Annotated in this window: 11 protein-coding genes and 1 pseudogene; 4 read left to right on the top strand and 8 right to left on the bottom strand. The window is 69.1% G+C overall.

The features are described from left to right. The 6 genes from D105_RS0113995 to D105_RS0113970 all read right to left on the bottom strand — a co-directional run. Positions 1-527: GDP-mannose 4,6-dehydratase (locus tag D105_RS0113995; RefSeq protein WP_018878810.1), on the bottom strand; the 527-nt coding region annotated here is incomplete at its 3' end. Positions 528-531: 4 nt separating this feature from the next. Next, positions 532-789, bottom strand: coding sequence for a cell division topological specificity factor MinE (gene minE / locus D105_RS0113990; RefSeq protein WP_026142882.1), 258 nt, complete (start codon positions 787-789; stop codon positions 532-534). A gap of 2 nt (positions 790-791) precedes the next feature. Continuing rightward, a complete protein-coding gene (minD, locus tag D105_RS0113985; RefSeq protein ID WP_018876243.1) occupies positions 792-1601 on the bottom strand; it encodes a septum site-determining protein MinD in 810 nt (269 codons plus the stop codon). A 101-nt stretch (positions 1602-1702) separates the two neighbouring features. Then, the gene (gene minC, locus D105_RS0113980; RefSeq protein WP_018866568.1) at positions 1703-2473 is read right to left on the bottom strand and encodes a septum site-determining protein MinC; all 771 of its coding nucleotides are present in this window, start codon (positions 2471-2473) and stop codon (positions 1703-1705) included. 138 nt (positions 2474-2611) lie between these two features. Next, complete coding sequence (locus tag D105_RS0113975) at positions 2612-3373, bottom strand: DUF1295 domain-containing protein (protein WP_018878809.1); 762 nt, start codon at positions 3371-3373, stop codon at positions 2612-2614. Positions 3374-3388: 15 nt separating this feature from the next. Then, positions 3389-4426 (bottom strand): cyclopropane-fatty-acyl-phospholipid synthase family protein, encoded by a 1038-nt coding sequence (locus D105_RS0113970; RefSeq protein ID WP_018876240.1) that lies wholly within the window; start codon positions 4424-4426, stop codon positions 3389-3391. A 145-nt stretch (positions 4427-4571) separates the two neighbouring features. Here D105_RS0113970 and D105_RS0113965 point away from each other — a divergent pair, with 145 nt between their 5' ends. Beyond that, a complete protein-coding gene (locus tag D105_RS0113965) occupies positions 4572-6716 on the top strand; it encodes a DUF1631 family protein (protein ID WP_018878808.1) in 2145 nt (714 codons plus the stop codon). Between the two features lie 88 nt (positions 6717-6804). Next, on the top strand, positions 6805-7335 hold the full coding sequence (locus tag D105_RS0113960) for a lipocalin family protein (RefSeq protein ID WP_018866564.1): 531 nt from the start codon (positions 6805-6807) through the stop codon (positions 7333-7335). Positions 7336-7493: 158 nt separating this feature from the next. Here the strand turns inward: D105_RS0113960 and D105_RS0113955 are convergent, their stop codons facing one another. Beyond that, positions 7494-11159: a hydantoinase B/oxoprolinase family protein gene (locus tag D105_RS0113955; RefSeq protein WP_038033040.1), complete on the bottom strand. Its 3666-nt coding sequence runs from the start codon at positions 11157-11159 to the stop codon at positions 7494-7496. A gap of 95 nt (positions 11160-11254) precedes the next feature. Between D105_RS0113955 and D105_RS0113950 the strand changes: the two genes are divergently transcribed. Together D105_RS0113950 and D105_RS0113945 are read left to right on the top strand one after the other, a co-directional pair. Then, the gene (locus tag D105_RS0113950; RefSeq protein ID WP_018878806.1) at positions 11255-12343 is read left to right on the top strand and encodes a metal-dependent hydrolase; all 1089 of its coding nucleotides are present in this window, start codon (positions 11255-11257) and stop codon (positions 12341-12343) included. Between the two features lie 59 nt (positions 12344-12402). Beyond that, the gene (locus D105_RS0113945) at positions 12403-12666 is read left to right on the top strand and encodes a hypothetical protein (RefSeq protein WP_018866561.1); all 264 of its coding nucleotides are present in this window, start codon (positions 12403-12405) and stop codon (positions 12664-12666) included. A gap of 286 nt (positions 12667-12952) precedes the next feature. On the opposite strand, the pseudogene D105_RS15415 reads toward D105_RS0113945, so the two are convergent. Beyond that, a pseudogene (locus D105_RS15415) lies at positions 12953-13157 on the bottom strand (hypothetical protein); the annotation flags it as partial. Positions 13158-13373 lie beyond the last annotated feature (216 nt).

Raw genomic sequence — 13373 nt, 5'->3', positions numbered from 1 at the left:
CCCGTCACCGGCAGGTCGTAGAGGTGGCTGTAGGTGTGCGCCATCAGCTCGTTGGCCTTCTTGCTCGCGGCGTAGAGCGACAGCGGGTGGTCGACGTTGTCGTGCACCGAGAACGGCATGGTGGTGTTGGCGCCGTAGACCGAGCTGGAGCTGGCGTAGACCAGGTGCTCCACGCCGTTGTGGCGGCAGCCCTCCAGGATGTTGCCGAAGCCGACCAGGTTGGTATCGACATAGGCCGCCGGGTTCTCCAGCGAGTAGCGCACCCCGGCCTGGGCCGCCAGGTTCACCACCCGCTGCGGGCGGTGCTCGCGGAATACCCGATCCATCGCGGCACGGTCGGCGATGTCCTCGCGCACCTCGGTATAGTTCGGGTGGTCCTGGGTGCGCGCCAGGCGCGCCTCCTTGAGCGAGACGTCGTAGTAGTCGTTCAGGTTGTCGACGCCGATCACCTCGTCGCCGCGCTCCAGCAGGCGCAGGCTCAGCGCGCTGCCGATGAATCCGGCCGAGCCGGTGATGAGCACTTTCATCGTGCTATTCCTTGTCGTCCGGCAGGGTGATGTTCAGCTCGAGGACCTCGCAGTCCCCCTCGCGATCCACGTTCATCTGCACCGCGTCGTCGTCGACCTGCACATACTTGCGGATCACCTGGAGCAGTTCCTGCTGCATCGCCGGGAGGTAATCGGGCCCGGAACGCGCCGCGCGCTCGCGCGCCACGATGATCTGCAGGCGTTCCTTGGCGACACTCGCGCTCTTCTGCCGCGGCTGGCGGAAGTAATCGAAGATCCCCATGATCACCCCTTGAACAGGCGCCCGAAGAAGCCCTTCTTCGGTACGTCGACAAAGCGCAGCGGACGTTCCTCGCCCAGGAACCGATCCACGGCGTCCTGGTAGGCCTGCCCGGCATCGGATTCCTCGTCCAGCACCACCGGCTGCCCGGCGTTGGAGGCATTCAGCACCGCCTGGGATTCCGGGATCACGCCGAGCAGTTCGATCGCGAGGATCTCGCCGACGTCCTCGATGCTCAGCATCTCGCCGCGCTCGGCACGCTCGGCCGAATAGCGCGTCAGCAGCAGCTTGCCCTCGATCGGTTCGCCGCCCTGCTCCACCCGGCGCGTCTTGCTCGCCAGGATCCCCAGGATGCGGTCGGAGTCGCGCACCGAGGAGACCTCGGGGTTGGTCACCACGATCGCCTCGTCGGCGAAGTACGCAGCCATCAGGGCGCCACGCTCGATGCCGGCCGGGCTGTCACAGACGATGTACTCGAAATCCTCGGACAATTCGTTCAGCACCCGCTCCACGCCGTCCTGGGTCAGGGCGTCCTTGTCGCGGGTCTGGGAGGCCGGGAGGATGTACAGGTTGTCCACCCGCTTGTCGCGGATGAGGGCCTGCTTCAGGTTCGCATCGCCGTTGATCACGTTGACGAAGTCGTACACCACGCGCCGCTCGCACCCCATGATCAGGTCGAGGTTGCGCAGACCCACGTCAAAGTCGATCACGGCGGTCTTGTGGCCGCGCAGGGCCAGGCCGGTGGCAATCGCGGCCGAGGTGGTGGTCTTGCCCACCCCGCCCTTGCCCGAGGTAATCACTACGATACGTGCCATGTTGGCTGCAGCTCCTTGTCGTCTTGCCGGTACCCGGCGGTGCCGGGGACAGACGGACGGGTTCCTGTCATGTCGTGGCCGGCCGCCCTTCGGGCCGCCGTTCAGATCTCCGCGATCTTGAGGCTTTCGCCGTCCAGTGTCACCAGCCGATTCTCGCCACGCTCGGCTTCCGTGATGTCCTCGGCGATCCGGTAATGCCCGGCGATGGACAGCAGCTCGGCATCCAGACGCCGGCAGAAGATACGCGCCGTCACCAGGCCACGCACCCCGGCCAGCGCACGCCCTCTTAACGGCCCCAGCACATGGATGTGCCCGTCGGCCAGCAACTCGGCCCCCGGCGAGACCGCGCCGGTAACAATCAGGTCGCCGCCACGGGCATAGATCTGCTGCCCGGAGCGCACCGGCTGATCGACGATACGGGTCGCGCTGTGGACGGCCGCGACCTCGGCCGGCGCGCTCTTCTCCTGCGCCTCGTCGGCCCGCTCGGGCGCCGGGGTCTCGTCCTCCAGCGACACCTCGCCGGTGGGCGCACCGCCGCGCCCGCCCAGTTGCAGCACCGGCAGGACATCGAACAGTTCCGCATAGCTCTGCAGCCGCTCGGCGACCTCGCCGGCCTGCAGCCCGATCAGCTTGAAGCCCTCGGCGCGCACGCGCTCGATGGTCGCCTGCAGATCCGACTCCGGGCTCTCGGCCACCGCCTCCAGATCGAGCACGATCGGCATGTCGCGCATCAACTCCGGGGCCTGCTCGCGCCGCGCCGCCAGCACCTCGCCCAGGACCTGCGGATCGGTCTGGTACACGCGCAGCACGGAGACCAGCATCATGCGCCCTTTCAGCTCAATGGCCTGGACGGAACTCGGGGTCGCACTCATTGGATCGATCGACTCGCTCGCGGTTGGCTGCATCAATGAAGGCTGCGCCCGGCGGCGAAACCGCCCGGCGGGACGTGCGCTTTATAGCGCGGAGGGGGAAAGCACGGCAAGGGATCCGGGCCCGTTGCCACCCGCGGTTCAGGGGCGTGGCGGACCCGGGATCAGCGTGTTGGTGCGCCGCACGTAGTCCGCGTACCCGGGACGCGATTTGTGCAGGCGTCGTTCCAGCAACGTGACGCCGGACACACGCAGGATCAGCAGGATCATCACCACCGCCGACGGGACGGCCCACCAGCCCCCGGCGGCCAGGGCCAAGAGGCCGAACCCGACCCAGACCACGATCTCGCCGAAGTAGTTGGGATGGCGGCTGTAGCGCCAAAGCCCGCGATCCATCACCTGCCCACGGTTACCCGGATCGCGGCGAAAGCGCGCCATCTGGGCATCGGCCACCGCCTCGAACCACAACCCGACGGCCCAGACCAGAAGCCCGGCGACAGCCAGCGGCCACCACAGGCCATCGGCCTGTATCACCGCCAGCATCGGCAGGCCGATCACGGCCACCAGGGCCCCCTGCAGCCAGAAGATCGTCACCAGGCTGCGGGCGGCGAAGGCCGTGTCGCTGCGACCGGCGCGCATGTCGGTGTAGCGCCCGTCCTCGCCATGACCCCAGTTGCGCCAGGTGATGAAGGCGGACAGACGCACACCCCACAGCAGCACCGGGATCACGATCCACAGCCCCTGCGGCGGCCAGCCGGACAGCCCCCACCACACCAGCGTCACCAGCACGAAGCCCAGCCCCCAGTAGCGATCCACCAGGCTGGCATCGCGGCGGGCAACACTGGCCGCCCAGACCCCCGTCATCAGGAGCAGCGCCGCGGCCAGCCCGGCGACGAACAGCATCCAGCCCCCCACGGGTCAGGCCTCGGGCCGCCGGAAGAGGACGTGCGACACGAACCACTCGTTGCCACCGCGATAATCGAACAATTCGGCGCAGGCCATGTAGAACATGCGCCAGCGCTGGAACCACAGCGCCGCGTCCTGCTTCCCGTAGGTCTGCTCGAACAGCGGCATCAGCTCGTCCCGCGCGGCGTCCTGGCGGCTCAGCCAGGCGTTCAGGGTGCGCGCGTAGTGCTGGCCGTTCACCCGCCACTGGCGGACCACCCGCAGGTCGTCCTGGAAGTGCCGCGCCAGGTCGTCCGCCGGCATCAGCCCGTCGCGGAAGAAGTACTGACCCATCCAGTCGTGGGCGCCCTCGCTCTCGAAGAGGTAGGCGAACTCGCGATGGGCGAAGACATGCATGAAGAACTGTCCGCCCGGTCGCAGCCAGGTCGAAATGCGCCGCAGCAGCTCCGGCCAGTTGCGCATGTGCTCGAACATCTCCACCGAGACCACCCGGTCGAACCCCGTCTGCTCCGGGGCAAAGTCATTCATGTCGGCGGTCACGATCGTCAGGTTGTCCAGTCCGCGTGCATCCCGGCGCGCCTCGATGGAGGCCCGCTGGGTCGCGGAATTGGACACCGACACAATGCGGGACTGCGGATACTGCTCCGCCATCCACAGGGACAGCGACCCCCAGCCACAACCAAGCTCCAGCACCTGCTGACCGTTCTCCAGACCGGCCCGCTCGCAGGTCAGTTGCAGCATGCCCGCCTCGGCCGCACGCAGGTCATTCACACCGTCGGGCCACCAGGCACAGGAGTATTTCAGCCACGGCCCCAGACAGCGCTCGAAATACTCGGTGGGCACCTCGTAGTGCTGCTCGTTCGCCACCTCGGTCGACAACGCCACGGGCGCCTTGCGCATCGCCTCGATCAGCGCATAGCGCCGTTCCATCGCCTCCTCGGCCGGCGCACCGCTCTCGCGCAAGCGCTCGGCCAGCAGGCGACGAATGCCCGCGCGCACAAACGTATCCGGCAGTCGTCCCTGCTCCGCCCACTCGATCATCTGCTGCATGAATGAAGTTCCCCCGCGTCGATGCAACGTTGACCCGGGTATCCGCGGGCGGTTCCCCGCCCGACGCGCACCAAGGCGGCATGGACGGTCACACCCACGGCCGCAGGGGTGCTAGATTGTGGCCTGGACCAGATACATAGCGATCATGGCGCAACGTCACCGGATTCCGGCCCGAACCCTGCATCGCGTCTGGGGCCCCTTCTCCAAGGGCGTCCAGACGCGCCTCGAGACCTTTCTGGGCGAACTCGACGACCGCCTGATGGAGGCCTCCGAGCGCGCGATCGACTCCCAGCGCGCGGCCCAGAACCTCGCCCTGTCGCGCCAGATCCGCATGGCCAGCGCCGCCATCCTCCAGCATTTTCGTGACCGACTTCACAGTGCAGTCACACCCGAGGACGCCGACGACACCGAGGCGGCAGGCGAGCACGAACTGAGCCTGATGGACGCCGCCGATACCGAGCGCGAGGTGGCCCTGCGCAAGCTGGTCACGGGCGCGCGCTCGGCGATGGCGGCGGAGATCGATGCCCTGGAGACCGTCACGCGGGACTACCACCTGGCGGCCGCGCCCGAGGACGCCCCGTGGCACCCGCATGCCCTGGGCGAGGCCTTCCTGGAAGCGCTCGAGGCCGTGCCCCTGCCGCCGGAAGACTGCCTGCTCCTGCTGCACTGGTTCGACCGCGACGTGATCCGGGAACTGCAGCCGGAAATGCAGGCGCTGCTGCAGGCCTTCCGCGATGCGGGCTTCACGGTGCCCGAGGTACGGACCGGCGCACGCGCCCACCCGGGCGCGGCCACGGCGACGGGTCCCGTGCCGCAGGGGGCTCCCGGCGGTGGTGGACCACCACCCGCAGGCGCGGCCGCGGCCGCGCCCGCCACCGGCGCCGCGGGCAACTGGGGGCAATTCGGCTACCAGGTCCCGGTTGCCGGCCAGGTCGTCGCGGCCGCCGGGGGGGCGCCAGCGGCCGGGGCCGGTTACGGCTCGCCGGCGGAGGCGGTCACCACCGTGCTGAACAGTGCCTCGCCCAGCACCCTGGAACCCTTCGTGATGGACCTGCTTCAGGGGCTGTTCGACATGATCCTGAAGCGCGACGACCTCAATCCCGCGTTGCGCGAGCCGCTGTCGGATCTCCAGCTCCCGCTGGTACGGATCGCCATGCGCGAGACGCACTTCTTCCGCGACCGCGGCCACCCCGCGCGGCAAATGACCGGGCTGCTGCTGAACATCGCCCTGCGCATCGATCCCGACCTGCCGCTGGACGAGGCTCGCCAGCTGCCGCTTAGCCGTCTGGTCTTCGAGAATGTGGAACGCGTGCGCAACGGGGGCCTTGGCGACAGCGATGCCTACGACCAGGCGCTCGCGCGACTGCGGGACGACCTCGCCGAGGTCGAGGAGCAGATCGCCCACCAGGCGGCCAGCGAACAGGCCGAGGCGCAGAAGGAAGAGCGCACGCTGGAGATCACCTACAGCGTCGAATCCACGGTCGAGCGCACCGTGATCTCCATGGGGCAGGACATCCCGGACGAGGCCCGCGAGCAGCTAATGGATGCCTGGGTCCCGCTGATGACCGCGCAAAAGACCGCGGAGGCGGATGCCGGGGATGAGAGTGAGAGCACCGGCCCCGAAGCCGCGGGAGACAAGGACTCCGACAACGACGGCATGGCCCTGCTGCACGAACTGCTGGCCCTGATGCAGGCGGAACCGGACTTCCAGGCCTCGGCTCCCCTCCTGGCCCGCATCCGTGCCTTCCTCGACCGGGCGCCGCTGTCGAAGGAAGAACGGGCCCGCATCAAGCAGGACCTGGTCAGTGCCCACCTGGTGGCCGCCGGAAAACGCCGCTCCACGCCCGCCGAGCCGACCAAGCCCGACACCAGTCCCGCGACCGGGTCGTCCGACGAAACGGCGGCCGCAGACGAGCGCATGGAACAGGCCCGGAAACGGGCCGGCAACCGGTCGAGCTCGGTGTTCGGCACCTCGCCGCGTCATGCCGACGACGACCCGTCCCTGATGCGGGATCACGCCGACGAGCACGTCGAATACGCCGACAACCTGGTTTCCGGCACCTGGATCCAGTTCACCTCGCCTGCGGGCACCAAGGTCACCCGGATGAAGCTGGTCTGGCGCGGCAGTCACGCCGGACGCCTGCTGTTCACCGATGCCGCCGGCCGCGCCAAGCGCCAGCACAGCATTCAGGGACTGGCCCACGAATTCCGCAGCGGACGCGCCCAGATCATCCCCGAGGAATCCCTGTTCGACCACCTGATGGACCAGCGCCTCGGTCAGACCGCCTGAGGCCCGCCCCTCCGGGGAATCCGTCGCCGGGCCGGACCTTTTTCACGCCCCCGTGGTCCATTTCCCGACGCCACCCGGGAAGACGACGATGACACGCTCACTGGCGGCCCTTTGCGCGGGCCTGGTACTGGGGATCCTGATGACCGGATGCAGCACCCCGCAGAAGATGCCCACCGTGGATCACGTGGATCTCGACCGCTACATGGGCGACTGGTACGTGATCGCCAACATCCCGACCTTCCTCGAGCGCGACGCCTATAACGCCCTGGAGCAGTACGCCCTCAACGAGGACGGCACCATTGCCACCACCTTCTCGTTCAACAAGGGCGGCTTCGACGGCCCGCGCCGCGAATACAACCCCACCGGCTTCGTGAAGAGCGAGGACAACGCCGAATGGGGCATGCGCTTTCTGTGGCCATTCAAGGCCGAGTTCCTGATCGTCTACCTCGACGAGGATTACAGCCAGACCGTGATCGGCCGCAGCAAGCGCGACTACGTCTGGATCATGGCACGCGAACCGGAGATGGCCGAGGAGGACTACCAGGCCATCCTCGCCCGCCTCGACGAACTGGGCTACGACACCGACGAGATCCAGCGCGTACCCCAGCGCTGGGATTGAACGTGCGCTGACGCCGGGCGAGAAACGGGAGATTTCCACGGCGCCTGCGGCGCCTCGCAATGACCGACCGGACGGTTCCCTGTCATCGCACGGCCCGCCGCGTCGATCTCCAAGGGCCCGAAGGCCGAGCACCGGACGCCAAGGGCGGTGGCCGGACCCTACCCGCGACCGTAGCCGCCCCCGCCAGGCGTATGGATCTCCACTGCATCCCCCGGGCCAACCTCGCGACGGTCGCAGCCCGCCAGCGGCTCGCGGCCGCCATCCGCACGCAGGATCACGTCCTCGCCCGGCGCCCCGGGCTCGCCCCCGGCCAGCCCGAACGGTGGCACGCGGCGCCGGTTGGCCAGCAGCACCACCTCCATCGGCGCATCGAAGCCCAGTCGGCGGATCACGCCATCGCCACCGCGGTACTGCCCGGCGCCACCGGAGCCCCGGCGATAGCCGAATCGCTCCACCCGCACCGGGAAGCGACTCTCCAGCACCTCGGGGTCGGTCAGGCGGGAGTTGGTCATGTGCGTCTGTACGGCGCTGGCCCCTTCGTACCCGGGACCGGCCCCGGCACCGCCGGCGATCGTCTCGTAGTACTGCCGCCCGGCATCGCCAAAGGTCAGGTTGTTCATCGTGCCCTGGGCCGCGGCCTGCACGCCCAGGGCCCCGAAAAGCGCATCGGTCACCACCTGCGAGGTCTCGACGTTCCCGGCGACCACGGCGGCGGGCGGCACCGGATTCAGCAGGCAGCCCTCCGGGATCGCCAGGTCTACCGGCGCCAGGCAGCCATCATTCAGCGGGATCTCGTCTTCCAGCAACGTGCGCAGCACGTACAGCACCGCCGCCCGCACGATGGAGCCCGGGGCATTGAAATTGTCCTCGCGGGCCGGCGAGGTCCCCGCGAAGTCGATCCGCAGGCGGCGCGCCCCCGGATCACACGTGACGGCCACCCGAATCTCGGCGCCGTTGTCCAGCGCATATTGGAACGTACCGCCCTCCAGACTCGGGATCAGCCGCTCGACCGCCTCGGTGGCATTGTCCTGCACGTGCTGCATGTAGGCCGTGACGGTCGGCACGCCATACTCGTCCAGCAGCCGGCCCAGCTCCTCCAGTCCCTTGCGATTGGCCGCCACCTGGGCCTCCAGATCCGCCAGGTTCTGATCCGGGTTGCGGGCCGGCCAGTCACCCGACCCCAGCAGTGTCCGGATACGCGATGTGGCAAAACGCCCGTCACGGACCAGGCGGGTCGGGGCAATCAGCACGCCCTCCTCCTCCAGCCGGTGCGAGAACGCCGGCATCGACCCCGGGGTGATGCCGCCGACATCCGCATGGTGCCCGCGCGAGGCCACGAAAAATGCCGGGGCCGCCACCTCGGCCTTCGAATCCTCGGTCACCGCGCCGCCCGGCCCGACAAACACCGGCGTGACCACCGTGATGTCCGGAAGATGGGTCCCGCCGTTGTAGGGGTCGTTCAGCACCCAGGCATCCCCGGGGCGGAGGTCGTCGCCCGCGGCCGCGACCACCGCGCGCACGCTGGCCCCCATCGACCCCAGATGCACCGGCATGTGCGGGGCATTGGCCACCAGCTGGCCGTGGGCGTCGAACAGCGCGCAGGAGAAATCCAGGCGCTCCTTGATGTTCACCGAGTGCGCAGTGTTGCGCAGGGTAAAGCCCATCTGGTCGGCTATCGCCATGAAGCGGTGGTTGAAGACCTCCAGCAACACCGGATCGCGTGGGATCGCGGCGGCATCGGTGGCCGCGGGCTGCGCATGCCGCTCGGCGCCGGCCGCGCGCGCGAGCCGCAGCGTACCCTCGTGCTCGATCCGGCCATGCCAGCCCGGCTCCAGCACCAGTGTCGCGGTGGCCTCAATCACCAGCGCCGGACCCGCCAGCGTCATCCCGGGGCACAGCGCCTCGCGCCGGTACAGCGGGACATCGCGCCACTCGCCGGCCACCCGCAGCGATACCGTATCCGCCTGGGGTGCGGGCACCGCGTCGGGGCATGCCTCCGGCTTGGCCATCGACTCCCCGGCGCTGGTCGCGATCGCCTCGGCCGCCGCAACCGCCACCACCAGCGGCCGATCCGGCGGCGCGAACCCGTACCGCCCGCGCCAGGCGGCGGCGAAGGCCTCCATCAGTGCCTCGGGCGAACCGGCCGGCACCTCCAGCGCGGTATCCGACCCCGCCACCCGCAGATGCAGGCGCCGTTCGATGCGCATGGCGTCCGCGGCCACGCCCTGCTCCGTCAGAGCCGCGGCCGCCGCGCTGGCCTGATCCTCCAGCGCCGCATCGATCGCCCCGGCATGCGCCTCGTCCAGTGGCCATTCCAGGCTGCGCTCGCGCAAGGCGCGCAGCTCGCCCAGCCCCATCCCGTAGGCCGACAGCACCCCACCCAGCGGATGGAACAGGATGTGATCCATACTCAGCTGCTCCGCCACGCGGCAGGCATGCTGCCCGCCCGCGCCGCCGAAACAGACCAGGGCGTAGCGCGACACATCGTGGCCGCGCTGCACCGAGATGGTCTTGATCGCCTGGGCCATGTGCTCCACCGCAATCTGCAGCAGCCCCTCGGCCAGCCCTTCCGGCGTCGCCGCCTCCCCGGTCGCCGACTGCACCTCGCTCGCCAGGGCCTCGAACTGCCGCCGAACCGGTTCCGGATCCAGCGGCCGGTCGCGCCCGGGGCCGAACACCGCCGGGAAATACTCGGGGCGCAGGCGCCCCAGCAGCACGTTGCAGTCGGTCACCGTCAGCGGCCCGTCCTGGCCATAGCAGGCCGGCCCCGGCTGCGCCCCGGCCGACTCCGGCCCGACCCGCAGGCGGATGCCGTCGAAGCGACACACCGAGCCGCCGCCCGCCGCGACGGTGTGGATGTCCAGCATCGGCACGCGCAGGCGGGCACCGGCCACCTCGCTCTCCTGGCGGCGTTCCAGCTCACCCGCCAGGTGCGCGACGTCCGTGGAAGTCCCGCCCATGTCGAAGGTAATCAGGCGCTCGAAACCGAGCGGCGCGGCGGTCTTCAGGGCCCCGACGATCCCGCCGGCCGGCCCCGAAAGGATCGCGTCACGCCCGCGGAACCGCGCCGCATCGACCAGCCCGCCATGCGACTGCATGAAGCGCAGGGGCACATCGCCCAGTTCCGCGCTGACCTGTTCCACATAGCGGCCCAGCACCGGCGACAGATAGGCATCCACTACCGTGGTCTCGCCACGGGGTACCAGCTTGATCAGCGGGCTGGTCGCGTGGCTGGCAGCCACCTCGGCGAACCCCATTTCGCGGGCGAGTGCCGCGATAGCCTGTTCATGTGCCGGATAGCGATAGCCGTGCATGCACACAATCGCCAGCGCGCGAATCCCGTCATCCAGGGCCGCCTGCAGGCGCGGGCGCAGGGCCTCCAGATCCACCGGCTGGAGGATCTCCCCGGCCGCGTTCACCCGCTCGCGCACCGGTTCCACGCGGGCATACACCGGCGACGGCAGCCGAATGGCCCGCGCGAACAGGTCCGGCCGCGCCTGGTGCCCGATCGCCAGCACGTCCTCCAGACCCTCGGTGATCACCAGCAGGGTGGGCTCCCCCTTGCGCTCGAGCAGGGCGTTGGTGGCCACCGTGGTCCCCATGCGCACCTCGTGGATCACCCCCTCGGGGATCGGTGCGCCAGGATCGAGGCCGAGCAGGTCGCGCATGCCCTGTACCGCCGCATCGGCATACGCCTGCGGGTTATCGGACAGCAACTTGCGGGTATGCAGCCGCCCCGTCGGATCACGCGCGACCAGGTCGGTGAACGTCCCGCCCCGGTCCACCCAGAAATGCCAGTCTTTCGCCCCTGTGGCTTGAGTCATGTCCACCGCTCTGGTTTGATCGCCCGAACTCGCGCCCCGCGGCCCGGTCGCAGGCTCGGTAATCGTCGAGCCTCTGAATGAAGGAATGATCACGCATGGATCCCGTTACCCACGCCAGTCTCGGCGCCGTGATCGGCGGCCTCGTCCTCGGCTCCCGCCTGGGGCGCAAGGCCGTAGTGCTGGGGGCCGGCGTTGCGCTGCTGCCCGACCTGGATGCGTTCATAGCTTACGGGGACGCGGTATCCGAGTTCATCCACCACCGGGGCTTTACCCACTCCTGGCTGGTACAGCTGCTGGTGGCCACCGGTGTCGCGGGGTTACTGGCGAAGGTCCCGGCGACGCGGGAGATCGGCTTTGGCCGCTGGTGGCTGTTCTTCTTCCTGATCTGGGCCACGCACTCGCTGAACGACCTGCTGACCACCTACGGCACCCAGGTGCTCTGGCCGCTGCCGGTCGGCCCCCTGTCCACGGGTTCCATCTTCGTGATCGACCCGTTCTACACCCTGCCCCTGCTGGTCGCGGCCATCGGTGCCCTGTTCTACCGTTTCGCGCCACGCCTGCTGGTCGCCGGACTCGTGCTGTCCACCGCCTACGCCGGTTCCGGTCTCGCGCTGAAGGCCTGGCTCGACCATCGCATCCAGCCCACGCTGATCGCAATGGATCTGCAGGACCAGCCGCGCATGATCCAGCCCACCCCGTTCAACCTGCTCCTGTGGCGCGTCACCGTCATCGACGACGGCCACTTCCTGGAGGCCTGGGTCGGCATCCTCGATCAGCCCATCCGGCCGGACTTCGAGGTCTTCGAGCGCGGCGCCCATCTGGAGGATGCCGCGCTGGCCCTGGAGGACGGGCAACGCCTGCAGTGGTTCGCCGGCGACTTCCTGCGTTTCCATCGTGCGGAGCGTGACGACGAACCCGACCGGCTGGTCGTCACCGACCTGCGTCTGGGCGCCCCCGGCTACTTCCCATTCGGCTTCGAGATCGCGGAGGAACGCGATGGCGAATGGCAGCCTATCACCAGCCGCCAGGTCCGCGAGACCGGCCCGCGTGGCGACGCGATCCACGCCATCGCCACACGCATTATCGACCCGGAGGGCGCGCCCTGTCTGATGGACCTGACCGAGCCGGACTATGCCATCGCCCGGCCGCCGCCGCGCTGCCGCCTCCGCCAGCAGACGCCGTGAACGGATCCGGCCCTCCCGACGGCAGCCCCCTGCACGGATGCGAGCTGTGCGGGCGCCGGATGGATACGCTGACACGCCACCATCTGATTCCGCGCAAGCAGCACCGGCGCAAGCGCATCCGGCGGCGCTTCAGCCGCGCGGAGCGCGAGGGTCGCATTCTCTGGGTCTGTCGTCCCTGCCACGATCACATTCACAAGCACTTCGACGAGCAAGTCCTGGCCGAGCGCCTGAACACACGCGACGCACTGCTGACCGAGCCGGTGATCCGCGACTTTGTCGCCTGGATCGCGCGCCATCCGCCCGGCTTCAAGCCGCGCGGCTAATCCGCCAAGCGCGGGGGCCTACGACGATCCGGGCCTGGTTCGTCGTTCGCTGGTAACGGTGGCTTCGTTCGGCCGCCTGCCTTGTTGTGGCTGGCCCTGGTTCGTCGCTCGGTGTTTACGGTGGCTCCGGTCCGCATACTGCCCGGCGCTGACTCGCCAGCGCGCCGCGAGGTCCTTTCTTGCTTACCCAAGAAAGGACCCAAAGAAGGGCACCCGGATTTCGCCCGGGAACCTTGCTCCAGGGCTCTCGGGCCGGCGGCGCTGAACTCGCTACGCTGCGCTTCGCTCAGACATCCAGCGCCTTCTCCCGGCCCGAGAACCCTTCCGCAAGGGGCTCCATACGGGAGGGGAAGGTCAAAACCGAACGTGTCCCCACGTTTGCGCATAACCATAGGCAACGCCGCCCGAAAGTCCACGGCGCCCGCTCGCGGGCGCGGCACGCAACGGCCGAAGGCCGAGCGTGCCCAGATGTCCGAAGACCTAGCCTTCGTCCACTCGCGCGGCCGTCGGGACGGCCGTTGTCTTGACCTTGACCCCCCCGTTGTCGTCGCGCCGAGTGGAGAGGGTTTTCGCGGGAGACAAGGCGCTGGATGTCTGAGCGGAGCGCAGCGTAGCGAGTTCAGCGCCGCCCGCGAAAAGCCTCGGAGCGAGGGAAACCCCGGCCCGCACAGCGGGCCGGGGTCGCGGCAGTCGGGCGTGTTTCTTGG

Source organism: Thioalkalivibrio sp. ALE28 (genome assembly GCF_000377425.1).
Classification (GTDB): domain Bacteria; phylum Pseudomonadota; class Gammaproteobacteria; order Ectothiorhodospirales; family Ectothiorhodospiraceae; genus Thioalkalivibrio.
The sequence above is the reverse complement of the archived record's forward strand: the minus strand, read 5'-3'. Positions and strand labels throughout refer to the sequence as shown.